This is a genomic window from Bradyrhizobium zhanjiangense, from assembly GCF_004114935.1.
GTDB classification, from domain to species: Bacteria; Pseudomonadota; Alphaproteobacteria; order Rhizobiales; family Xanthobacteraceae; genus Bradyrhizobium; species Bradyrhizobium zhanjiangense.
On record NZ_CP022221.1, the window covers coordinates 5,382,648 to 5,405,269 of the forward strand.

At 64.4% G+C, this 22,622-nt stretch carries 24 protein-coding genes, 1 tRNA gene and 1 pseudogene; 12 read left to right on the forward strand and 14 right to left on the reverse strand.

What is annotated here, in order from left to right:
- Nucleotides 1-186 precede the first annotated feature (186 nt).
- Genes XH85_RS25760 through XH85_RS25770 form a run of 3 tightly spaced genes read right to left on the reverse strand, consistent with a single transcriptional unit; the run spans nt 187 to nt 930 of the window.
- Nucleotides 187-354 (reverse strand): hypothetical protein, encoded by a 168-nt coding sequence (locus XH85_RS25760; protein ID WP_128934038.1) that lies wholly within the window; start codon nt 352-354, stop codon nt 187-189.
- 6 nt (nt 355-360) lie between these two features.
- Nucleotides 361-618 (reverse strand): hypothetical protein, encoded by a 258-nt coding sequence (locus XH85_RS25765; protein ID WP_128937424.1) that lies wholly within the window; start codon nt 616-618, stop codon nt 361-363.
- Between the two features lie 57 nt (nt 619-675).
- Nucleotides 676-930, reverse strand: a complete 255-nt coding sequence (locus tag XH85_RS25770; protein ID WP_091887851.1) for a PilZ domain-containing protein — start codon at nt 928-930, stop codon at nt 676-678.
- 224 nt (nt 931-1,154) lie between these two features.
- On the opposite strand from XH85_RS25770, the gene XH85_RS25775 reads away from it, so the two are divergent.
- Nucleotides 1,155-1,229: transfer RNA gene (locus tag XH85_RS25775), tRNA-Glu, on the forward strand.
- A gap of 62 nt (nt 1,230-1,291) precedes the next feature.
- Here XH85_RS25775 and XH85_RS25780 read toward each other — a convergent pair.
- Both XH85_RS25780 and XH85_RS25785 read right to left on the reverse strand, forming a co-directional pair.
- Nucleotides 1,292-2,479: a 6-phosphofructokinase gene (locus XH85_RS25780; RefSeq protein ID WP_128934039.1), complete on the reverse strand. Its 1,188-nt coding sequence runs from the start codon at nt 2,477-2,479 to the stop codon at nt 1,292-1,294.
- A gap of 51 nt (nt 2,480-2,530) precedes the next feature.
- Nucleotides 2,531-3,676, reverse strand: a complete 1,146-nt coding sequence (locus XH85_RS25785; protein WP_091887857.1) for a fructose-1,6-bisphosphatase — start codon at nt 3,674-3,676, stop codon at nt 2,531-2,533.
- A gap of 311 nt (nt 3,677-3,987) precedes the next feature.
- Here XH85_RS25785 and XH85_RS25790 point away from each other — a divergent pair, with 311 nt between their 5' ends.
- The 5 genes from XH85_RS25790 to XH85_RS25810 all read left to right on the forward strand — a co-directional run bounded on the left by XH85_RS25790 (nt 3,988) and on the right by XH85_RS25810 (nt 8,287).
- Nucleotides 3,988-4,614 carry a PilZ domain-containing protein gene (locus XH85_RS25790; RefSeq protein WP_128934040.1) on the forward strand — a complete coding sequence of 209 codons (627 nt, stop codon included), beginning with the start codon at nt 3,988-3,990 and terminating at the stop codon, nt 4,612-4,614.
- Nucleotides 4,615-4,715: 101 nt separating this feature from the next.
- The gene (locus XH85_RS45370; protein WP_164935126.1) at nt 4,716-4,970 is read left to right on the forward strand and encodes a hypothetical protein; all 255 of its coding nucleotides are present in this window, start codon (nt 4,716-4,718) and stop codon (nt 4,968-4,970) included.
- A 305-nt stretch (nt 4,971-5,275) separates the two neighbouring features.
- Nucleotides 5,276-6,316 (forward strand): PrsW family glutamic-type intramembrane protease, encoded by a 1,041-nt coding sequence (locus tag XH85_RS25800; protein ID WP_128934041.1) that lies wholly within the window; start codon nt 5,276-5,278, stop codon nt 6,314-6,316.
- A gap of 70 nt (nt 6,317-6,386) precedes the next feature.
- A complete protein-coding gene (locus tag XH85_RS25805) occupies nt 6,387-6,965 on the forward strand; it encodes an HdeD family acid-resistance protein (protein WP_128934042.1) in 579 nt (192 codons plus the stop codon).
- 236 nt (nt 6,966-7,201) lie between these two features.
- Complete coding sequence (locus tag XH85_RS25810) at nt 7,202-8,287, forward strand: 3-deoxy-7-phosphoheptulonate synthase (protein WP_128934043.1); 1,086 nt, start codon at nt 7,202-7,204, stop codon at nt 8,285-8,287.
- Between the two features lie 72 nt (nt 8,288-8,359).
- Here the strand turns inward: XH85_RS25810 and XH85_RS25815 are convergent, their stop codons facing one another.
- From XH85_RS25815 to epmA, 3 genes are read right to left on the reverse strand one after another with little or no spacing between them, the layout of a single operon-like run.
- Complete coding sequence (locus XH85_RS25815) at nt 8,360-8,614, reverse strand: hypothetical protein (RefSeq protein ID WP_128934044.1); 255 nt, start codon at nt 8,612-8,614, stop codon at nt 8,360-8,362.
- 42 nt (nt 8,615-8,656) lie between these two features.
- Nucleotides 8,657-9,751, reverse strand: coding sequence for a lysine-2,3-aminomutase-like protein (locus XH85_RS25820; protein WP_128934045.1), 1,095 nt, complete (start codon nt 9,749-9,751; stop codon nt 8,657-8,659).
- A complete protein-coding gene (epmA, locus tag XH85_RS25825; protein WP_128934046.1) occupies nt 9,748-10,812 on the reverse strand; it encodes an EF-P lysine aminoacylase EpmA in 1,065 nt (354 codons plus the stop codon). The genes XH85_RS25820 and epmA overlap by 4 nt, the downstream gene beginning before the upstream one ends.
- 162 nt (nt 10,813-10,974) lie before the next feature.
- On the opposite strand from epmA, the gene efp reads away from it, so the two are divergent.
- Both efp and XH85_RS25835 read left to right on the forward strand, forming a co-directional pair.
- A complete protein-coding gene (gene efp, locus XH85_RS25830) occupies nt 10,975-11,541 on the forward strand; it encodes an elongation factor P (protein WP_028177546.1) in 567 nt (188 codons plus the stop codon).
- A gap of 24 nt (nt 11,542-11,565) precedes the next feature.
- Nucleotides 11,566-13,188, forward strand: a complete 1,623-nt coding sequence (locus XH85_RS25835; protein ID WP_128934047.1) for a M23 family peptidase — start codon at nt 11,566-11,568, stop codon at nt 13,186-13,188.
- A 99-nt stretch (nt 13,189-13,287) separates the two neighbouring features.
- Here the strand turns inward: XH85_RS25835 and XH85_RS25840 are convergent, their stop codons facing one another.
- Both XH85_RS25840 and XH85_RS25845 read right to left on the reverse strand, forming a co-directional pair.
- Complete coding sequence (locus tag XH85_RS25840; protein WP_128934048.1) at nt 13,288-13,791, reverse strand: cupin domain-containing protein; 504 nt, start codon at nt 13,789-13,791, stop codon at nt 13,288-13,290.
- Nucleotides 13,792-13,812: 21 nt separating this feature from the next.
- Nucleotides 13,813-14,292 carry a carboxymuconolactone decarboxylase family protein gene (locus tag XH85_RS25845; RefSeq protein WP_128934049.1) on the reverse strand — a complete coding sequence of 160 codons (480 nt, stop codon included), beginning with the start codon at nt 14,290-14,292 and terminating at the stop codon, nt 13,813-13,815.
- A gap of 54 nt (nt 14,293-14,346) precedes the next feature.
- Here XH85_RS25845 and XH85_RS25850 point away from each other — a divergent pair, with 54 nt between their 5' ends.
- Nucleotides 14,347-14,871: a MarR family winged helix-turn-helix transcriptional regulator gene (locus XH85_RS25850; RefSeq protein WP_128934050.1), complete on the forward strand. Its 525-nt coding sequence runs from the start codon at nt 14,347-14,349 to the stop codon at nt 14,869-14,871.
- Here XH85_RS25850 and XH85_RS25855 read toward each other — a convergent pair.
- A complete protein-coding gene (locus tag XH85_RS25855) occupies nt 14,868-15,119 on the reverse strand; it encodes a hypothetical protein (protein ID WP_128934051.1) in 252 nt (83 codons plus the stop codon). The genes XH85_RS25850 and XH85_RS25855 overlap by 4 nt on opposite strands.
- A gap of 171 nt (nt 15,120-15,290) precedes the next feature.
- On the opposite strand from XH85_RS25855, the pseudogene XH85_RS25860 reads away from it, so the two are divergent.
- Nucleotides 15,291-16,519: pseudogene (locus XH85_RS25860) on the forward strand (lytic murein transglycosylase).
- Nucleotides 16,520-16,525: 6 nt separating this feature from the next.
- On the opposite strand, the gene XH85_RS25865 reads toward XH85_RS25860, so the two are convergent.
- The 3 genes from XH85_RS25865 to recJ all read right to left on the reverse strand — a co-directional run bounded on the left by XH85_RS25865 (nt 16,526) and on the right by recJ (nt 20,098).
- Complete coding sequence (locus XH85_RS25865) at nt 16,526-17,317, reverse strand: aldolase (RefSeq protein ID WP_164940846.1); 792 nt, start codon at nt 17,315-17,317, stop codon at nt 16,526-16,528.
- A gap of 96 nt (nt 17,318-17,413) precedes the next feature.
- Nucleotides 17,414-18,223, reverse strand: coding sequence for an SDR family NAD(P)-dependent oxidoreductase (locus XH85_RS25870; RefSeq protein ID WP_164940847.1), 810 nt, complete (start codon nt 18,221-18,223; stop codon nt 17,414-17,416).
- A gap of 33 nt (nt 18,224-18,256) precedes the next feature.
- Complete coding sequence (recJ, locus tag XH85_RS25875; protein ID WP_128934055.1) at nt 18,257-20,098, reverse strand: single-stranded-DNA-specific exonuclease RecJ; 1,842 nt, start codon at nt 20,096-20,098, stop codon at nt 18,257-18,259.
- A 285-nt stretch (nt 20,099-20,383) separates the two neighbouring features.
- Here recJ and XH85_RS25880 point away from each other — a divergent pair, with 285 nt between their 5' ends.
- Together XH85_RS25880 and XH85_RS25885 are read left to right on the forward strand one after the other, a co-directional pair.
- Nucleotides 20,384-21,460, forward strand: coding sequence for a methyl-accepting chemotaxis protein (locus XH85_RS25880; protein ID WP_128934056.1), 1,077 nt, complete (start codon nt 20,384-20,386; stop codon nt 21,458-21,460).
- A 382-nt stretch (nt 21,461-21,842) separates the two neighbouring features.
- Nucleotides 21,843-22,586, forward strand: a complete 744-nt coding sequence (locus XH85_RS25885) for an SDR family oxidoreductase (protein ID WP_128934057.1) — start codon at nt 21,843-21,845, stop codon at nt 22,584-22,586.
- The last annotated feature ends 36 nt before the right edge of the window (nt 22,587-22,622 follow it).

The following is a 22,622-nucleotide window of genomic DNA, read 5'->3' on the forward strand; positions in this document are numbered from 1 at the left end:
CGTTGTGGCGCAACCGTCCGGCGTCACGGCAGCGCTTGACGGCTACTGTGCATGGGGTTGTTTTCGCATATTTTGTTGTGGCGCTAGAGCGTTCTCGAGCGAAGTGGATACCGGTTCGCGTGAAGAAAACGCGTCAAACCAAGAATCTAGAGCTTCGGCTCTGATTCAATCAGAACCGATAATGCTCTAGAGCCACCCGCGCTCGACCAGCAGCACGCAGATGATCAGCGCCAGCGTCACCGCCGCGGTGGCGAGCCGCGCGGTCCAGCTCAGGCCGCGGCCGACCCACAACAACAGCGCGCCATACATCAGGACGGGGACGAGGATGTCGAGCCGCAACAGGTCCGGCGCCATGGGCCCTCAGCGCCGGATGCTGGTGTCGATGCTGACCGAGCCGCCGATCTTGACGCAGGTCCCGGTGCCCTCGACCATGACGAAGCGCGGGCCATAGGAGGCGCAGGAACCTGCCTTCGCCGTGCCGGCCGTACCCTTCAGCGGCAGCGCCTTGCCGGTCTCCTTGCCCGCCTGCGGCCGCTCGGCGGGCGGCAGGCGCAGGCTCTCAGCCGCGGTGGCGGAGGTGGCCAGCAACGAGATCAGGATGAGGAGCGGCGTGCGCATGGCCGCCTTGTAGCCCGGACCGGCTGCGCGCGCCATCCGGGCCGGCGCGTCGCGATGTCAGAGGAACTTGATGCCGGCCGACTTGCCGCGGCGCCAGACCACCTGGCAGCTCCGCCCGGTGCGCGCATCGCGAGCGAAAGCCATCCGGATCACGCCAGGAAGCTGGCTCGCATCCTCGTCCATCGTGATCTTCGCGCCCGTCGCCGAGATGTCCTGGACAAGGCAATGCCGCGCCGCGAATCCGCCGTCGAGGGTGATCCAGGCGTGCCGCGACAGCAGCTTGCGCTCTGCGCGCTTCTTGGGCGGTGGCATAGGAAAATCTCCTACTACAGCGCTACCCAGGGAACCCTAAGAAAGCGTTGAATTCGCCCCCGAATGATTCCGGGGCCGACGCTTGTCCACCGCGGGCAAAAGACCGTTCCCGAACGGCTTGCCCGGGAGCGCAAAGGCCACTATACGTTCGCCCGCTGCAAGCCGCCGGGCACTGTTCGGCCGGCCAGCGGCCGTGCCGCGGAAAGCGGCGGGGCCCTGCGTTTGCTCCCTTCGTCTATCGGTTAGGACGCCACCCTTTCACGGTGGAGAGAGCGGTTCGATTCCGCTAGGGAGCGCCACATTTCCAAGATATCTTTGATTTGGTTTCGCTTTTTGCGCGATTGGCAAACCACTATCCCGCTCAAGACGCGCGGTTGAGGAAGATCGGCAGCCCCCGCTTGTTGGAATAGAGAGGACGGTACCGCTCCGTGTTGTATGTACCGGCGACGTCCAGTTTGCGCGGCCCGAGCTTGGCGTCAGGGATAGGCACAAGGTCATAGCGCCCCTCGACCAGCGCTGACATGAGGCCGGACTTGCCTTCCAGAATGGCATCATAGGCCATGTTGCCAAAAGTCAGGGCGACGAGCTTGTCGATGAAGTCAGGATCGCCCGATCGCAGATCGTAAGTGAGATCAGAGACGATGGTCTCCTCGCCGGCGCGCCCCTTGATCTCGTCGGCAAGGGCTTCGGCCACGTTCGTCCTTTTGCGGTGACCGTAGGCGTCCGGTTCGCCGTATTCCTGCATCTTGTAGCCCTCCCACTGGGCGCCTTCGCTCAGCACGATCAGCGCGTAGTTGCTTGGGTTGGCGCGTTTCTCCTCGAGCAGCAAACGGATCAGCTTGTCGAGATTGACTTTGTACTCCGGGATCACGCATCGGATCGAGGTCGCGTACGCCGTGTAGAGTGCCGTAAATCCGGCATCGCGGCCAAAGATGCGGAAAATGCCAATTCGCTCGTGCGAGCCGATAGTGGTGCGCTGGCGCTGGACGGCATCGCTGGCGCGGGTGATCGCGGTCGAGAAGCCGATGCAATATTCGGTGTTGCGGACGTCGTTGTCCATCGTCTTCGGGATGGCGATGATCTTCACGCCGAGTCCGCTGAGCTTGTCCGCATAACTTAGCGTGTCGTCACCACCGATGGCGATGAGGTGTTCGATGCCGAGCCCCGATAAGTTCGCCAGTACCCGGCTGGTGACGTCCCAGCTCTTGGTTGCGACGCCGCCCTTGGTACTCTCCGACATTGGAAGGTCTTGGCCAGCCAGATGATCCGGCAGCTTTTTCATTTTGGAGGGATTGGTGCGGCTCGAGTGCAGCACAGTCCCGCCGCGTCGATCGATGATGCGCGTGTTTTCGCGGTTGAGTGGGATGAGGTAGTGGGATTTGCTGGCGGGGTCGTCGAGGTTCAGGTGCGTGAGGGCCTCCCAACCGCGGCGGAGACCGATGACCTCGATGTCGTCCTCGGTCCCGCGATAGGTCACCGTCTTGATGATTGCGTTGAGACCGGGGACGTCGCCGCCGCCGGTGAGAATGCCGATGCGTTTCCTCGTCACGCCCCACCTCCCAGTATGGCATGTCGCAATAGCGCCTGCGTCACACGTTCTCTACGCGGCCGCTTCCGGCTTGCGCTCCTCGCGCAGGCGGAAACGCTTCAGGAGTGCGGATACGGTGTCGCGGAAGCCGCCATACTCCAATTCGGAATAGGGCAGCATTGCAGCGCCGGACCAGCCTTGGCTGCGCATCTCGATTGCCTTGCTTTGCGCGCGCCGGCGTACCTCGTCCCACGCCGGATTGTCGAAGAAATCGGTATAGGACTCGGAAAAGCGGCCTTCCTTGTCGATCGAAAAACCGACGCAGGAAACGATCGGCAGGCAGTACATGCCAGTCACCGGTGTATTGATCGGGACGGGCATCAGCGGCATCACATGCGAGCCGCGCGCATCGCCACCCACGAAGTGTGCCTTGGCGAAGGGAGAGACGATTTCCTCGGGCGCGGGAAAAATTCCCTGGTTCCTGATGATCGCGACCGGATCATCCTTGCCGGTGTACTTGCCTGCGATCGCGTGAAGACGCTGCGCCGACACGGCGGCGGCAACCTCGCCATAGGTTTGAGAAACGATGCGATCAATGCCAAAGCGCTCGTTGTCGCGAAGCAGCGCGGCAATGTGGTAATTGTCCGCGGGCGCGTCGAGTTCGATCACGCTGTCGCCAGCGGTGTGATCCATGTCGATGACATGGAAACGGAAGCCCCTGATCATCGGCGGCAGCATCAGCCCAGCGCAATACATGGGATCGGCGAAGGCGAGGTAGAGCGGCAGGTTGTAGGCGCCGGGGCCGCACTTGTCGGCGGCGAACACCATGAAGGACTCCGCGGGTCTCGGACTCGAGAGGCTGTGGTCGAAGCTGAGCTCGGCGACGCCCGGCCCGGCACCGCGAATGTTTCCTGAAGGTGCATCTGCGAGAAGATCTTGGCCGGCGCCGTAGAGACCGGAAGTCTTCGCAACCGAAGTGGCCGCGAGAAACGCCTTCCAGGCGAATTGATGGATCTCGGAGCTCCCCTCGCCCCGTGTGTGCGTCATGATGATCGCAATGTCGTCGCCGGTGTGGCAGACAAAACCATCGATCAACAGGCCATTGCAGATCGCCTTGGCGACCTCGCCCTCGACGGCCGCCATCATGCGTGTCGACGGCTTCGTATGTCCGCCGACGGAGCCAATGTCAGCCTTGATGACTGAAAGGGTAAGTCTCATGAGCGTTCTCCCCGCGCAAGCTCAACACCTCGGCCTCGGCGCTTGCTGCGCCGGGGCGACGGCGCTGCTCATTCCCGAAAACGAACGCCTAATGTCGGGATTAGGTTCCAGCCCTAGGTCAAATAGCGCTCCGCACTGAGTGCGCGACCTCGCCCTTTTTCGTTGTGAATTTGCGCAGCGACTTATCGCGAAGGCCGGGACCGCGCGTTTACCGGAAATTTACCCCTGCTCCTGAGTGCCGGTATCATTTGCTTAGAATTTGACTGCTACCGTGGAACTACGGAAGCAATCCCCAACATCATTGGCACTTCATGTCCGTCGCAGAGTTCCTCAGGCAACGTGCAGTGGACGTCACCGTGAGCGGCAGCTACTCGCTGCCGCGCTGGTACGATTGCGAGGGCAAGCTCCGCAGCTTCGCCTGCCGGACCAAGCGCGTCTCACCCTTCCGCATGATCGTGGACGTGCCTGTCGTCGGCAAGGTCGGCGAGCGCGTCACCTCCTACTTCGAGGATTTCGGCGAATTCCAGTGCACGATCAGCGCGACGCTGAAGTCGGGCTTCCTGATGGAGCTCGACATGACGCGGGCACGGCGCGCATGGATGTCTGAAAAGCTGACCTGGCTCGAGAAGAAGCAGAAGGACGCCAGCGTCCAGGAGCTGCGGCGCGATGCGCGTTTCGTTCCGCAGGTCTCACACACGTTCCTGACGCTCGCCGACGGCAGCACCCATCCGTGCTTCATCATCGACGTCTCCACCGCCGGGGTCGCGATCTCATGCGAGTACGATCCGCCGGTCGGAACCCCGCTTGCAGTCGGCGCCTGCGTCGGGCGCGTGATCCGTAAGTTCGACCACGGCTTTGCGGTCAAATTCGCCGAGAAGCAGTCCCGGGACGACCTCGTCCGGCTGATTGTCCGCACGCCCTTGCTGCAGTCGGCCTGAGAAAAATCGCTGCCCTATCGCGGCCCCAATGCGGGATCAGCTTGTGGGCCTGCGCCTCGCGCCTGATGTCATCTTTTGCAGACTTGCGATCGGGGGACCGAATGGCAGTCGACAAGATCACAGTTGATAAGATCACTTGGGACAGGGTCGGCCGGGTCACCGAGCCCGGACGCTACATGTACACCTTCGGCTGGCTCACCATCACCGCCGGCGATATCGAGATCTGGAAGCAATATCCGCAGGCCGCATTCACGCTGCTGGAGCAACCGGCGGAGCCGGACGCCCCCATCGGCGGGGAATTTCATCTCGGGGCCTTCGATATCGCCCCCAGCGCGCTGCCGTTCAGCACCCACTGAACGCGGGAAACGCCGTTGCCGGGGGCGATGGTCGCCTTCGCGGCCACGCGTGCATGTGAATCGAAGAAACCTCCGCATTCCCTTGATCTGGCTTATCAATCAGTCCAGATGACGGCGCCCGACTGTTGCCATTGGTGACGAACAGGTTCTGTCATGCAATTGATTGCGCACGTCTTTGACGTTCGGCGGCGCCCCTATGAACGCCGGCTGTCGCGCTTGTTAAGCGAAGCGACAGCAGGCTCATGACACATGGTCGCATCGGTGGACGTAGATTAGCGGATCAAGGGAACCTATTTTCGGCGCCGATGTACCTGATTGAATCATTACCCACCGTCATCGGAACTGCCGCCATTGCCCCGGCGCTGCTGATGCTGTGGCTCGTTATTGCCGCCGAGGAGCGCCCAGGGCCGCCCGCCCAGGTCTGGACCGCCTTCCTGCTCGGCGCGGCCAGTATTTCGCTGCTGGGCCTCGCCCGCGCCCCCTTCTCCAGGATGATCGCAGCGCCCGCCGACCCCTGGGCCGCGCTCGCCATGCATTCGGTCTTCGGCGTCGCGCTGCCCGAGGAAGCCGTCAAGGTGATCGCCATCGTAGTGGTCTCCTCGACCAAGCGGCGGACTTTCGCCAATCCGATGGACACGGTGGTCTATGGCGCCGCGGTCGGCCTCGGCTTTGCCGCTTATGAGAACCTCGCCTACCTCGTGCAGCATGCCGAGATGTGGCGCTCGCTGGCCGCCCTGCGCAGCGTGCTAACAGTGCCCTTCCATGGCGCGCTCGGCATCATCGCGGGCGCGTACCTCACCATCGCTCGGGCCGGCACGGCGCTGGGCGCCAACCGCCACAATCGCGACTGGGCCCGCCTGTCCAGCCGCCTGCTGATCTTCGCGGGCCCGCTCGCGTTGCATTCGGCATTCGATTTCCCGCTGCTGACCCTGCAGCGCATGCCGGATCTGGACCCGACGCTCCGGATGTGGCTGGGCGCGGCGAGCCTGTTGATCGGCTTCAGCTCGATCGCCTTCGCCATCCGTCTGGTCCGGCGGGTCGCGCGCCACCACGCGCCCCGGACAGATATTGCGCGGGAGCGGCTCAGCCAGCTGCGCCGGATGTGGGCGCTGCTGCTTGCCGGCGGCGGCATCGGCTTTCTCGGCCTTGCCTTCGTGCTGACCTCGATCCATCACTGGCTGATTAATCCCGAGCGCAATCTGACGCTGGCCCTGATCCCGATCGGCTTCGTCTCGATCCTGCTTGGTCTTGCACTTCTGATTGTCACGACCGCAATCTACATTCTCGGCCGCAACCGCATCCGCACCAGCGCGGAAGGTTTTTCATCGGCGCCCGGCGGCGGTTGAGCCCGCGGGATGGCGAGCGCGCCGCGCGCATACTAGATTGAGCCCAGCCCTCTCGTTCTGGAGCCTGCCGATGACATCGCCCGAGGAGTTTTCACGGATGCAGTCCGCGATGAGCCAGGCAGTCAAGGAGCATTGGAAGGCCTTTCTGTTCGAAGGAATCCTGCTCGCCGTACTCGGCATTGCCGCGCTGATCCTGCCGCCGCTCGCGAGCCTTGCGACCGCGATCTTCCTCGGCTGGATGTTCCTGATCAGCGGCATCGGCGGATTGATCGTGACTTACTGGGCGCGCAGCACGCCCGGCTTCTGGTGGTCGCTGATCTCCGCCGCGCTGGCGGTGCTCGCCGGCGGAATTCTGCTGGCCCGACCGATCCAAGCGGTGCTGACGCTAACCATCGTGCTCGGTGCCTACTTTCTCGCCGAAGGCGTCGCCACCATCATGTATGCGCTGGAGCACCGCCGCGAACTGAGCAGCCGCTGGTCGTGGCTCCTGATCGCGGGCTTCGTCGACATCGCGATCTCCTTCATGGTGATCGCCGGCCTCCCGAGCTCGGCTGAATGGGCGATCGGCGTCCTCGTCGGTATCAACCTGCTGTTCGGCGGCGCCACCCTGATCGGCATGGCGCTGGCAGCACGCAAGAGCAACACTTGAGACGCCTCGTCGCGTCTTGTGCCGTTTGGGGGGTGACAACCCGCCAACGGCGCGCTATATGGCCTGTCATGATCACCGTCGCCACCAGCTATTTTTGGTACTTTAGCTACGACAGCTCGCTGGCGGCGGGAGGATCGCGCTCAATCTGACACATTGCAGCAAACATCCGAACAAGCCGCCAGACCTGGCGGCTTTTTTGTTGGCCGGCAGGTTCTAAACACAGACAGGAGCCCGCCGTGCTGAGCACGACCGACGATCTTCGTATCCGCGAACTGAAAGAGCTGAACACGCCGGAAGAGGTGATGCGGGAAGTCCCGCGCACGCTCACCGCGACGCGTGTGGTGATGGCGGCACGTAACGCCATCCATGCGATCCTCAACGGCCAGGACGACCGCCTGCTGGTCGTGGTTGGCCCGTGCTCGGTGCATGATCCCAAGGCCGCGCTCGACTACGCCGAGCGCCTCGCACACTTGCGCGAGGACCTCGCCGACCAGCTCGAGATCGTGATGCGGGTCTATTTCGAGAAGCCGCGCACCACGGTCGGCTGGAAGGGACTGATCAACGATCCCGATCTCGACGGCAGCTTCGACATCAACAAGGGCCTGCGGCTGGCGCGCAACGTGCTGTCGGCGGTGAACAATCTCGGCCTGCCCGCCGGCACCGAATTCCTGGACATGACGACGCCGCAATACATCGCCGACCTCGTGTCATGGGCTGCGATCGGCGCGCGTACGACCGAGAGCCAGATCCATCGCGAGCTGGCGTCGGGACTATCCTGCCCGGTCGGCTTCAAGAACGGCACCGACGGCAACGTGCGGATCGCAGCGGACGCGGTGAAGTCGGCCTCGCATCCGCATCACTTCATGGCGGTGACCAAGCTCGGCCGTTCGGCGATCGCCTCGACCGCAGGCAACGAGGACTGCCACATCATCCTGCGCGGCGGCAGCAAGCCGAACTATGACGCGGCAAGCGTCGCCGCCGCCTGTAACGAGCTGACCAAATCGGGCGTCGCGCCGCTCGTGATGGTGGATGCGAGCCACGCCAACTCGAGCAAGAAGCCGGATAACCAGCCGCTGGTGATGACCGATATTGCCGGCCAGATCTCAGGCGGCGAGAACCGCATCATGGGCGTGATGATCGAGAGCAATCTCGTCGCCGGCCGTCAGGACGTGGTGCCGGGCAAACCGCTCACCTACGGGCAGAGCATCACCGATGGCTGTATCGACTGGGCGACCACGGCGGGCGTGCTCGAGCAGCTCGCCGACGCGGTCGAGATCCGGCGCAACACCCAGCGCGCAGGGCTGCACGAGCGATCGGCCTGAGGCGTGACGAGGCGAAGTGTCAGTCGCTTGCTCAGTTCCTCACCTCACCCCAGCGGGGAGAGGTGAGAGAGATCAGCAGCCGCGGCAGATGCTCTTGATCTTGCGATCGAGCTCAGCGTCTTCCTTATTCGCGGGAGTATTTGGATTGCTCAGATTCTTCTCGCTCGGCACGTCGGCCGCGCGCGGCTGGCGGTGACCGACGGGGGCCGGCAACACCGTTCCAGGGGTCGCGCCGCCCGATGTCGATCCTTTGGAGCCGCCGGTCTGTGCAACCGCCCCGCCCCCGAGCAAGACCACGAGCGATGCTGCCACCATGATCTTTTTCATGTCCGCTTCTCCATTCTCAACCGGCGCACGCTCCAACACCGCTCAGGTTTCGGGCGGATAGAGATGAACGTCGCCGCAATAGTCCACGATACGATAGCGCGTTTCGGCTCCCGCTTCACGCGCATCACCTGCGGTATTTTGTGCCACCGACACATAATTCGGTCCGACCGGCGACTTGCCGGCGCCGCCGGGAATATCGATGACATAGTCAGGCTGACACAACCCTGACACCCGCCCGCGCAACTGCCGCATCAACTCCTGTCCCTGCGCTAGCGTCGTTCGCAGATGCGCAGTGCCCGGCGCGAGATCGCCGTGATGCAGGTAATAGGGCTTGATCCGGCATTCGACGAAAGCTCGCATCAAATCCGACAAAGCGGTGACGCTGTCATTGACGCCGCGCAAAAGCACGGACTGGCTCACCATGGGAATGCCCGCGTCGACGAGCCGCGCGCAGGCGGCACGCGCCGTAGTGGTCAGTTCCCGCGCATGGTTGGCATGCAACGCGACCCAGGTGGTCGCTCCGTCGACCTTGAGCGCGGCGACCATCTCGTCGCTGATGCGCGCGGGGTCGGCCACGGGCACGCGGGTGTGAAGACGGATGATCTTGACGTGATCGATCGCGGCCAGATCGGCCATGATCTCGCTCATGCGGCGCGGCGACAGCATCAGGGGATCGCCGCCGGTCAGGATCACCTCCCAGATTTCGCTATGCGCGCGGATGTAGTCGATCGCCGCACGATAGGCGCTGTCCGAGAGTGCGTTCTCCTTGCCGGGCCCGACCATCTCGCGGCGGAAGCAGAAGCGGCAATAGACCGCACAGACGTGAACGAGCTTGAACAGCACGCGATCGGGATAGCGATGCACGATTCCGGGAACCGGCGAGTGCGGATGATCGCCGATCGGGTCGGCGTTTTCGCCCGGCTGCGCGTCCAGCTCGGCTGCGGTCGGAACGAACTGCCGTGCGATGGGATCCTCGGGATCGGCGGTGTCGATCAACTCGACCAGCGCCGGCGTGATCGCCACCGCATAGCGCGCAGCAACGCGTTCGAGCGCCGGCAGCGTCGCTGCGGGCGCCAGACCTTCGGCGACGAGCTCGGCCGGCTCGCGCAAGGTGCGTGCAAGATTTGTCGTCCTCATGTCTCACTTAGCGTTTCATTTACAGGCGGTGTCCAGACCACCTGATCAATTCGCGATGCGCCGCTCGCCAGCATGACCAACCGGTCGAAACCGAGCGCGACGCCGCTCGCCTCCGGCATTGCGGCGACTGCGGCCAGAAAGTCCTCGTCCAGAGGATAGGCCTCGCCGTAGCGGCGCTGCTTCTCCGCCATCGATTCCGTGAAGCGCTTGCGCTGCTCCTCGGCGTCGGTGAGTTCGCCAAAACCGTTGGCGAGTTCGACGCCGCAGGCATACACCTCGAACCGCTCGGCGACCCTGGGATCGTCCGCCTTCACCCGTGCCAGCGCCGCCTCTGGAGATGGGTATTCGAACAGAATGGTCAAACGGCCCTGCCCCAGCTGCGGCTCGACATGCTCGACCAGAACCTTACTGAAGATGTCAGACCAGGTGTCATCCTCGGCCACACGGACCTGCCCGCCGGCGGCCACGGCAAGCGCGGCACGGTTACCCTCGCCGCCCGAGATCGTCGACAGCAGGTCGATGCCGGCGAAGCGCTCAAAGGCGCCGGCGACCGTCATAAGCTCCGGCTCGGCGAAGGGATCGGCGGTCCGGCCCCGGAACGAAAAGGTCCCTATGCCGGTCACCTGCGCCGCGCGGGCGATGATGACGACGGTATCCGCCATGATCGCGTCATAGGGGGCACCCGCCCGGTACCATTCCAGCATGGTGAATTCGGGTAGATGCAGGTCGCCGCGCTCTCGGTCCCGGAACACCCGGGCAAACTCGAAAATCCGCGTCTCACCCGCCGCCAGCAGCTTCTTGCAGGCGAACTCCGGCGAGGTTCGCAGGTAGCGGCTCGCCCGGCTGCCGTCCGGCCGCATGATCTCGGTCCTGGGGGCGTGCAGATGGGTCTCATTGCCGGGGGAGACTTGGAGCACGGAGGTTTCGACCTCGACGAAGCCCTGCTCGGCGAAAAATCCCCGTAGGGCCCCGGTAATGGCCCCCCTGGCCTGGAGGAACGGCCGCCGGTCGAGGTGCCGCTCGGGCGACCAGAACGGCGAAATCGGCTTGTCCCCAGTCATTAATCGACCGCCCCTCGGAACAGCAAAGTGCTGGCATCCAACGGCAAAATCAGTATGTTGCGGCCCGAAACGGGCGCCGAGGTCTGATTTGAGGCCCCAAGTCCCCCATCGATTTGACCACGTCCTGGCCGGTGCCGGGCCAAGCAAGCAGGAAATACAGCTTTGAGAGTCATCGCCAGTTCTATTCGCAAGGGCAACGTGATCGAGCAAGACGGCAAGCTTTATGTCGTCGTGAGCGCCGAGAACATCCATCCCGGCAAGGGAACCCCGGTCAGCCAGATCGAAATGCGCCGAATCTCGGACGGGGTAAAGATCTCCGAGCGCTACAAGACCACCGACCAGGTCGAAAAGGCCACGATCGAAGAGCGCAACTACACCTACCTCTATGAGGACGGTGACGGCTACCACTTCATGAACCCGGAGACCTACGACCAGGTCCAGGTCTCCAAGGACGTCGTAGGCGACGCCGCTGCGTATCTTCAGGAGAGCATGACGGTCAAGCTGTCCATGCACGACACCAACCCGGTGTCGATCGCGCTGCCGCAGCGCGTGACGCTGGAAGTGGTCGACACCGAGCCCGTGACCAAGGGCCAGACCGCCTCCTCCTCCTACAAGCCTGCGGTGCTCTCCAACGGCGTGCGCACCACCGTGCCGCCGCACATCACGGTCGGCACCCGCGTCGTGGTGATGACCGAAGACGGCTCCTACGCCGAGCGCGCCAAGGATTAACGGGGAACAGAGCGATCGCAACAGGTGCCGCCGGGGGGCGAGACAGTGGTTGGGAACGGTTTCCGCTTCGTCTCGCAACTTCTGGCGTCGCTTTCGCTCCTCATTGCCACCCCGCTGGCTGCGGATGAATTCCGCAGCCCCTCGCTCACGGCCCTGCGCGTCGATTGGCGCGCAGCGCTGGACCAACTCCGCTCCGAGATCACCACTCGTCCCCGCGTCGCGGACGATTTCATTTTCGCACCCCGCCGTTCGGTGCCGCGCTTTGATCCGCGCGCGATGCCTGCGCTGGTGCAGCTCAACGCGATCTCCTCGCAATTCTTCACCGGTATCGCCCGCAGCCCCGTGCCCGTGCTGCTGCCGTTCGACGCCGCCGCGTATCTCGAGGCGCAGCGCAACGGTGCGTCGGCTACAACAGCGCTGTCACGCTACCAGGCTGACTTCAATCCCGTCGATATGTTCGACGCCGGTCCCGCCGGCTACAGCGCGACCTTCTCGTTCGAACCTGGCGCCGGCGAAGGCATGCCGAGCCGGGTGTTTGCAAGGCCGGTCGAGGTGCAGATCACGGGATCGGCGCTCGTCTATGACATCGCCGATCCCTCAGGCGGCAAGGGCGAGCTGATCAAACCTCTCACAACGCTTTATCCGGACCTGCGCAGGTTCATCAGGGAAGGCTATGTGCGTTACGCCTTCACGCGTTTCGGTGTCGCCTATGTGGTGTCGGTCCAGTGCCTCGACAGCGTCGCAAAACCGCGGCGGCTCGCCTGCAAGGAAGCCTATCCGGTCGCAGAACGCTTCCTGAAGGCGCTGCGGGTCGCCGGGGGGCAACGGATGCGGCCTCTGATGGATGTTGCCTCCAGCATCCTCGATCGTCCTGCCGCGCGTTCGCCGGATTTCAGCTATCGGCCGAGCGGCGACATCATCCCGAATACGGGTTATCGCAAGCAAGGCGGCCATCCCGACGTGATGGCATATGCGCAGATCCGCTTTCCGCTCGAAAAGACGCCGGCCTTCGTACGCTCGCAATCCTACAGCAAGCGTGACAAGAGCGACGACCCGACCGTCTATCCCTGGCGCGACAATTTCTGCGAGTCCCGCAGCTTCGAGGTCTGGCAGTGCGCCGGCGGATACGGCCACCAGGGCGAGGACATTCGCGCCGCCGATTGCCCGCCGCCCGGAGAAGGGCGCGAGCCCTGCGATCCCAAGCAGCGCGGTGTCGTCGCCGTGCGCGACGCGATCGTAATCCGCAACGCCAAGGACCAGGCCGCGACGCTGCAAGTCAACAGCCGGACCGAACACATCCGCTTCCGCTACATGCACATGAACCCGCAGGCGATGAACGCCGGTGGCCTGGTCAACGGCCGCATCGTCAGCGAAGGCGAGAAGATCGGCGTGGTCTCGAACTATCTCGACCATCCCGCTGGCACCTCGATGCATCTGCACTTCGATGTGCAGGTGTTCACCCGCGACGGCTGGATCTGGGTCAGCCCCTACATCACGCTGGTCTCGGCCTATGAGCGCCTGATCCGCGCCCGCGGCCGCGAGGTCGGCCCGGAAATCGCAGGCGCTCCGCAGCCCGTTGCACACACGCTGCCCGAGGACGTGATCAAGCCGGACCTGCGCGAGGGATCGAGCGGCGAGGAAAATTGAGCAACTCGTGCAAACGGATTGCTGTCACTCACCACACATTCGGTGTCGTCCCGGCCTAGCGCGCAATTGCGCGCGGGGGGCCGGGACCACGTTGAGGCACTACTCCAAATACGTTGTCAGCTGCGCACCCTCATCCGCCACGAACACCGCGATCAACTCTGCCGGCTCGGTTGCGCTGGCGTTGGCGGATACCAGATGCGTCGAGCCCGGCGGCTCGAAGAAAGACTGGCCGACGCTGAACGTCTCGACCGGGCCGCCACCGAGCTGCGAGCGGATCTCGCCCTTGGTGATATAGGCCGTCACCGAGCCTGCGTGACGATGTGGCCGCGAGAAACCGCCCGGACCGTAGGATACGCGCACGATGGTGACGCGCTTGCCAGGGACGTTCGGTAGCGCGTAGGAGCCGATCGGCTCGACCTTGTCGAGCGGCGAACTCTCCGCAGCGGTGGCGCAGAGCGGCGCCAGCGCGCCTGACACACTGTCGATCGTCACCGGCAGCGCCTTGCCGATCGGAAGCGCGCAGGCAAGCCCTGCCACGACCGCGAGCGCCGTCGAACGCGAGGGCGTCGGACGCTGCACGGCGGAAAAACTCATCGCTGTCATCGTGACCTCCCCTCAGCTTGATCAGGATGCCGCAGCGGTCGCGGCTGCTGGCCGCTTGGCCGGCGTCCAGCGATAGGCCGCACCAAACCGGTTCCAGACGTTGATCGAGGCGATGGCCGAGGTCAGGTAAGTCAGCTCGGTTTCGGAGAATTCGCGCGTTGCCGCCGAATAGACCTCCTCGCTGACGCCACCGGGGAGCAGGGTCAACGCCTCCGCCCAGGCCAGCGCCGCGCGCTCGCGCGCGGAAAAGATCGGCGCCTCGCGCCAGACCGCGACCAGATGGAGCTTGTCGACGGGAAGGCCGATCCGTTCCGACAGCAGGACGTGATGCTGCAAGCAGAAGGCACAGCCGTTGATCTGCGATGCGCGCAGCTTGACGAGCTCGATGAGTTGCTTGTCGAGGCCGGCCTTGGCGGCAAGCTGACCGAGCGCCAGCACCACATCATAGACGTCGGGCGCCAGGCGCTTGAAATCCTCGTATTCGCTGCGGGCGTGTGACATTGCGGTTCACCTCGTATTATTGTAAGTGTTCTGATATCTTATAAGGGCTCTGATATGCCACGCAAGACCGCTGCCATCACAAGATCGAAAACCACGCGCACGGCGCCCGCCGACGACGGCGCCGTGCGTATTCCTGCGCCCGGCGAAGGCAAACGCGGCGAGCAAGGCTATCTCGGCTACCTCCTGCGCCAGGCTCACGCCGCTGTCCGGCTGAAAATGGAGCGCACCCTCGCCGATCTCGGCGTGACCTCGCCGCAATTCGCGGTGCTGACCATGCTCAACGCCTATCCCGGCCTGTCCGGCGCCGACGTCGCCCGCCTCACCTTCCTGACCCCCCAGACCGTTGGCGTCATCATCCGCAACCTCGAACGCGACGGTGCGATCGCGATGACGCCGCATCCGGTCCACGGCCGCATTCAGCAATGGACGCTGACGCCGCGGGGCGCGACGCTGCTGAAGGCTTGCCGCGAGCGGGTGATCGAATTGGAGAAGCGCCTTGCTCTGGGTTTGGATGGCAAGGCGGAAACCACGATCCGGCGCTGGCTCGCCGGCATCGCGGCCGAGTTGCAGGAGGACTAGCCGCCCTTCAACACATTCTTGACCTCACCGTCGGGCCAGGATTCGCCTGCGGCAATCACCCGCACGCGGGTTCGGTCCGCGGCATTGACCAGCACGTGCGAACTTACCCGGTCACGGCTAGGCTCCAGGTGCAGATCGGTTTCGGGCTTCCAGCTCAGCGTGGTTGCAAGATCGCCGGGAAAGATCTGCCATTGCGATCCGTCGTCGAGCTCGACGACATGGCTTTCCGGATGTGCGTGAATCTTCATTCCACCCCGATTGCTATGGCGGCCGGATATTTCCTCATCTTCTCCTCCTCATTGTCGTGGAGGAATGCAGGACTGCGACAGTTGTTCCGACGGAACGGCTGATCCGGCCACGCGGAAATCAGAGGTCAGGAACCGACTCACGCGCGCCATGTTTCGGGCTAGAATGTGCTCATGACGCACGCTGATTCCTCATCTCATCCAACGCGCCGCGCCCTGCTCCACTCGACGTTCGCTGCAGCGGCGCTGTTGCACTCCCGAAACGCGCCCTCGCCGCGCCTCCAGGCTTCGACGAATGGCGCGAAGGCTTTCGCGCACGGGCGATGGCCAAAGGCATTTCGGCCGCGACTTGGCAGCGCGCGATGGCGCGGGTCGAGCCCGACATGAGCGTGTTCAAGCAAATGCGCAACCAGCCCGAATTCCACGAGCAGGTCTGGCAATACATCAACCGCCGCGTCTCCGACTGGCGCATCATCAACGGCAAGATCGCGCTGAAGAACAACGAAGCGCTGTTTGCGCGCATCGAGCGCGATTTCGGAGTCGAGCGCGGCACGCTGCTGGCTTTGTGGGGCGTCGAGTCCGCCTATGGCGATCCGCTGGTGCAGCAGAACCATATGACGCCGGTGTTTCCCTCGCTCGCCGCGCTCGCCTGGAACGAACCGCGGCGCAAGGCCTATTGGGAGACCGAGCTGATCAACGCGCTGCGCATCGTCGACAAGGGCTGGAGCACGCCGGAGCAGATGCAGGGATCCTGGGCCGGTGCAATGGGCCATTCGCAATGGATGCCGGAAGTCTGGCTCAACGTCGGCATCGACTATGACGGCGACGGCAAGGTCTCACCCTTCGGCAAGCCCGATGATGCACTGGGCTCGACCGCAAAATATCTCGTCAATCGTGGCAAGTGGCATCGCGGCGAGCATTGGGGCTATGAGGTGCGCGCGCCCGGCAACATGAGCGGTAACCGCACCTACGCCGCTTGGGCGTCGGCCGGTGTCACCCGTGCCGACGGTCAGTCATTCCCACAGCCGAACGCCACCGCGCAGCTGTGGACGCCTGTTACGGGCGGACCGAGCTTCCTGCTCGGATCAAATTTCTACTCGGTGAAGAGCTACAATCCCTCGATGAACTATGCGCTCGCGATCTGCCATCTCGGCGACCGTTGCCTGGGCGCGCCTCCCTTCATCCAGCCCTTCCCCGGCTCCGAACGGGCGCTGACGCTCGCCGAGGTGCAGGAGATGCAGACGCGCCTGACCAAGGCCGGCTTCGACACTGGCGGCACCGACGGCCGCGTCGGCAACGACACGATGAAAGCGGTCAAGGATTTTCAGCAGCGCGCGGGCATCACGCCGGCGGACGGATACGGCGGGCTGAAGGTTCTGGCGAAGCTGCGGCAGGGGTCGTAGGCCACCTCAGTGCCGGTACTGCGGCTCTTCCGCGTCGAGTTGGCGGCGGATGGCGGCGAGATGCAGCCGCGCGGATTCGGTATCACCTTCGCGCATCTGCCTGTAGGTTTCGGCCGCAACCGTGGGATCGACCGGCAGCACTTTTCGTCCGGTCGACATCGCCAGCACCTGCACCTCGGCTGCGCGTTCAAGGTAATAAAGATCGTCCCAGGCTTCAGCGATGGTCGGGGCCAGCACCATCACGCCGTGATGCTTCATGAAGACGATGTCGGCATCACCGACGGCGGAGGCGATCCGCGCGCCTTCGCGGTTGTCGAGTGCGAGGCCGTTATAGTCGCGGTCGACCGCGGTGCGGCCGTAGAATTTCAGGGCGGTCTGGCCAGCCCAGATCAGGGGCTCGCCCTCGGTCATCGAGAGCGCCGTCGCATAGGGCATGTGGGTGTGGAAGGCGACCTTGGCGCGCGGCAGGCGCTTGTGCATCTCGGCATGGATGTAGAAGGCGGTCGCCTCGGGCACGCCCTCGCCGTCGAGCACGTTGCCGTGGAAGTCGCAGATCAGCAGCTTTGACGCGGTCAGCTCGCGGAAGGCGTAGCCATAGGGGTTGACCAGGAAGAGATCGTCATGCCCCGGCACCACGGCCGAGAAGTGATTGCAGATGCCTTCCTCAAAACCGTTGCGCGCGGCCATGCGGAAGCAGGCGGCAAGATCCTCGCGCGCGGTGCGGATCGCATCGGTGGCGAGGTCCGGTCGGTTCGAACGATGGGGCGCGGATGAGGAAGCGTGAAGGCTGTGCGCCATAGCGAAGGACACCTCTGTCGGTCGGAAGCTTCTCGCGTTGTACAGGGGCTGCGCCTGCGCGTCAGCCCCTGCGACCGCCACCCTGCCCTGCGCGGCTCAGGCGCGCCGTGGCACGCCGCCGGCATTCATGCCGCCGTCGATGACGAGCTCGCTGCCGGTGACATAACGCGAGGCATCGGAGGCCAGATACAGCACGCCAGAGGCGATCTCCGCCGCCTGGCCGGCCCGGCCCAGCGGCGTTGCGACCTTGGCGCGCTCCTCCGGATCAATCGGCGCGTTCTGGCCGGCACCGGTCGCGCCGGTCGGGATCTTGCCCCAGATCGGCGTGTCGATGATGCCGGGATGCACCGAGTTGACGCGGATGCCGTCGCCGGCCGCCGCGCACTCCATCGCGATCGATTTCGCAAACAGCCGCACGCCGCCCTTGGTGGCCGAATAGGCCGACAGCCCGGGTGCACCGCGCAGGCCCGCCAGTGACGACATCATCACGATCGAGCCGCCGCCGGTCTTGCGCATCAAGGGCAGGCAGTGCTTGACCGAGAGGAACACGCCGTCGAGGTTGATCGCGTTCTGCTTGCGCCAGTCGGCCAGCGTCATGTCGACGATTGAAGGGACAGAGATGCCGATGCCGGCATTGGCGACCATGACGTCGAGCCGGCCATAGCGCTTTCCGACCTCGGCGACGACCTCGATCCAGCGTTCCTCGCTGGTGACATCCTGCTCCAGGAAGATCGCCTTGCCGCCGGCCTTGGTGATGCGCTTGGCGAGCTCGGGGCCGCGCAGCTCGTCGATGTCGGTTGCAATAACGGTGGCGCCCTCGCGCGCGAACAGCTCGACGATGGCCTCACCGATGCCGGAGGCGCCGCCCGTCACTAGCGCGATCTTGCCCTCAACCTGCCCTGCCATGTTCACTCCCTTTCTTTTTGTTGTTTGCGGCCGTTATCTGATCACGGATGGCCCCTGGTCCGGTAGCGCGACGTCGACCACGCGGAATTGCACACGCTCGACGCCCTGGTAGCGATCGACCGAAAATGATCCCGCGACATGCATTTGCTGACCGCGGTTGGCGAGCAGCGCATTGCCGAGCTTCTGGCCGACCGAACGGAACGCGATGCCGTTGACGATGGCGCCGTCGCCGGATTTGAAGCGCAGCCTCAAGTGCGCCTGCCCGACCTCGTCGGCATAGACGAGCTGGTGCGCTGGCAAGGCCAGCACCGGCTCCGGATTGCCACTGCCGAACGGGCCGGCGCGGTTGAGGGTGGTCGCAAGCTCCGGCGTCACGGCGCGCGCGGAGACCGCGCCGTCGACATAGAGCTCGTTGACGTGCCGCGCCTCCGCGACATCGCGCGCCAGCGCGTTCTCCAGATAGGCGCGGAATTCGGCGAGCTTCTCCTTGCGCAACGTCACGCCCGCAGCCATCGCGTGGCCGCCGCCCTTGAGCAGAATGCCATCAGCGACCGCCTGCCGCACCGCCTTGCCGAGATCGACGCCGGCGATCGAGCGGCCCGAGCCGGTGCCGATGCCGCCGGGCTCGAGCGCGATGGCAAAAGCAGGCCGCGAAAACTTCTCCTTCAACCGGGAGGCGACGAGGCCGACCACGCCGGGATGCCAGCCTTCGGAGGCCGTGACGATGACGCCGAGCTTGTCTTCCAGCCCGATCGAGGCGATCGCCTCGGCTTCCGCCTGCGCTTCCGCCGCCTGCTCGATGATGCGTCGCTCGCTGTTGAGGCGGTCGAGCTCGGCGGCGATGCGCGCGGCCTCGACGCTGTCGCCTTCGAGCAAGAGCCGTACGCCGAGATCGGCACGGCCGATGCGGCCGCCGGCATTGACGCGCGGCCCCAGCATGAAGCCGAGATGCCACGCCTCCGGCGGGCCGTTGAGCCGCGCCACATCCATCAGCGCAGTATGGCCGACATGGTCGCGCCGCCGCATCGCGATCAACCCTTTTGCGACGAAGGCGCGGTTGAGACCGATCAGCGGGGCGACGTCGGCGACGGTGCCGAGTGCGACGTGATGCAGCATGCCGAGCAGATCGGGCTCGGGCATCTCGGCGCGCCAGAAACCGCGCTGGCGCAGCTCGCGATTGACGGCGACCAGCGTCACCAGCACGAGGCCAACGGCGGCGAGATGGCCGAGACCCGAGAGATCGTCAGAGCGGTTCGGATTGACCAGCGCATCGACCTCGGGCAGAGCGAGGCCGCATTGGTGGTGGTCGATCACGACGATGGACATGCCTAGGCGCTTCGCCTCAGCCAGCGGCTCGATACTGGTGGTGCCGCAATCGACGGTGACAAGCAGCGTCGCGCCCTTCGCGGCGAGCGCGCGCACCGCTTCGGTGTTCGGGCCGTAGCCCTCGAAGATGCGGTCGGGAATATGGATCAGCGGATCGAGGCCGCAATGGCGTAGATGCCAGGCGAGCAGAGCCGCCGATGTCGCGCCGTCGACGTCGTAATCGCCGAAGATCGCGACTTTCTCGCCCTTCGTTGCGGCATCCGCGATCCGCTGGGCAGCGGCTTCCATCTCCGTCACCGTGAACGGGTCCGGCAGCAGTTTTCGGATGGTCGGATCGAGGAAGTCCGGCACGGTGTCGATGTCGACGCCACGGCCGGCCAGCACCCGCGCCAGCAACTCCGGCAATTGGTGGCGCTGCACGATGGCAAGTGCCTTGGCCGCCCCGCGCCCGTCGAGCCGGTCACGCCAGAGCTTGTCGGTGAGCGAGCGCGTCACCCCCAGGAACGCCTGGGGCGCTTCGACGGGCAAGGCAGTGGCGGGTGGCGTCATGATTCGAGAGCGATCTTGGGAACTCGGGGGGCCGGACGAACACGCAAGGCGTCCGGGTCACTGACGGATTGGCCGGCAAGCCGCCGGATTTTGCAACGGTCACCAGGCACAAAGCGGTGGATGAGCCATCCTGGCGGCACGAGGTGACTATCATTTAGGCAATCCGCAAAACAGCAAATTAAGCGGGCGTTAGGCGGAATCCTCGAAAAGGAATCGTATTCGATCTGTAATTTGTTGTCCTGGGTTCATTGCAGATCAGACCTCATTGCCAAGGGAAGCTCCCCGATGTCCGCTGCGCTGGGTCTGAAAGCCAAGCCGATTGCCACTGAACCCGCTGCTGATGATTCCGACATCTCCGCGCTGATCAACCGCCTGACCGCGGAGGTCAACCAGATCGCGGTCGACAAGACCAAGGCGATCCAGCAGATCACCAACCAGATGAAGATGCTGGCCCTGAACGCGCTGATCGAGAGCTCGCGCGCCGGCGCGCAAGGCGCGGGCTTTGCGGTGGTGGCGCAGGAGGTGCGCGGCGTCGGCCAGCAGGTCGAGACCATCGCCCGCGAGCTCGAGACACAGCTGACAAAACGAACCGGCGACCTCGTCGCCTCGATCGACCGCATGAGCCAGCGCTCGCGCGGCGAGCGCATGGTCGATCTGTCGCTCAATGCCATCGAGCTGATCGACCGCAACCTCTATGAGCGCACCTGCGACGTGCGCTGGTGGGCGACCGATTCCGCCGTGGTCGATTGCGCGGCTTCGCCGAGTGCGGCGGCTGTATCGCATGCCTCGCAGCGCCTCGGTGTGATCCTCGGGGCCTACACCGTCTATCTCGACCTCTGGCTCTGCGATCTCGATGGCAACGTCATCGCCAATGGCCGCGCCGACCGATTCCGCGTCGTCGGCCAGAACGTCGCTCACACCAAATGGTTTCGCGAGGCGCGTTCCTTGCGCTCCGGCGACGACTACGTCGCCGGCGACGTCGAGAACCAATCGCTGCTCGGCAACGCGCAGGTCGCGACCTATTGCGCCAGCGTCCGCGCCGGCGGCCAGGCCCACGCCGCGCCGATCGGCGTGCTCGCCATCCATTTCGACTGGGAGCCGCAGGCCCGCGCCATCGTCCAGGGCGTACGCATCGGCGACAGCGACAAGGCGCGCGTGCTGCTGGTCGATTCGAATCTTCGCGTGATTGCGGCCTCCGACGGCCAGGGCATCCTCAGCGAGCGTATCTCGATCTCGCTGAATGGCCAGCGCTCCGGCTTCTATCACGACCGCACCGGTGCGCTGGTCGCATTCCATGCCACCCCGGGCTATGAGACCTATCGTGGACTCGGCTGGTACGGCGTGATCGTCTGCGGGGCGTGAGGCCCCGCAAAATCGGACGGGTAGCCAGCCAATATCAAAACTCGCGAAAACAACCCCATGCACAGTAGCAAGGGGTTGCTTTCATTGGTGTTTTCCGACGAGGCTTCCTTGCTGTTCTTAGGGGGCCGTCACAACGCTTTGACACGTCGGGCAAAACACTGGCAATCTGCGATCATCGCGGTCACGGCACGAGGGATGATCCCTTAGCGGTTTTGTGAGATCGCACCCCGGCTTCTGAAGCATTTTCCGGCAAGCCACGCTCGTTACAGACAAGAGCCCCGCGCCAATGGTCGCGTAGAGTCGCTTCGCATCACGTTCATCGATGTGAGAGCGCGAGTTCGCGTTGGTCATCTCGCGCTCCGAAATACCGAGGAGACATGCCATGAAGATCGTCGTGATCGGCGGGACCGGATTGATCGGATCCAAGCTCGTGGCGAAGCTCAAACAGCAGGGCCATGAGGCCGTGGCCGCCTCGCCGCAGTCAGGCGTGAATGCCGTGACTGGGGAAGGTCTCGCTGCCACGCTGGCCGGCGCCGATGTCGTCGTCGACGTCGCCAACGCACCGTCCTGGGAGCCGGCCGCCGTGCTCGATTTCTTCCAGCGTTCGAGCCAAAATCTCGTCGCGGCAGAGGCTGCTGCGGCCGTGAAGCATCACGTGGCCCTTTCAATTGTCGGCACCGAACGGTCGCCCGACAACGCCTATTTCCGTGCCAAGCTCGCCCAGGAGACCATCATCAAGTCCTCTTCGGTCCCCTACTCGATCGTGCGCGCCACTCAGTTCTTCGAATTCCTCGGCGCCATTGCCGAAACAAGCGTGATCGAGGGGAAGATCGTCGTTCCCACGGCCCAGTTTCAGCCGATCGCAGCCGATGATGTCGTTGCTCGCCTCGCGGAAGTCGCAACGGGCCAGCCGCTCAACGGCACGATCGATATCGCAGGACCTGAGAAGGCCCCCTTCAATGAATTCATCGCACGCCGCCTGAAGGCCGCCGGCGACACACGTCCCGTGGTCGGAGACCCGAAGGCGCTTTATTACGGCGCCCCCATCGACGACACATCGCTGAACCCGCTCGGCGAGGCGCGGCTCGGGAAAACGCCGCTCGCAACATGGCTCGCCGGCCTCTGAGACTTGTAATCACGACCATCACCGCAGTGAAGGACA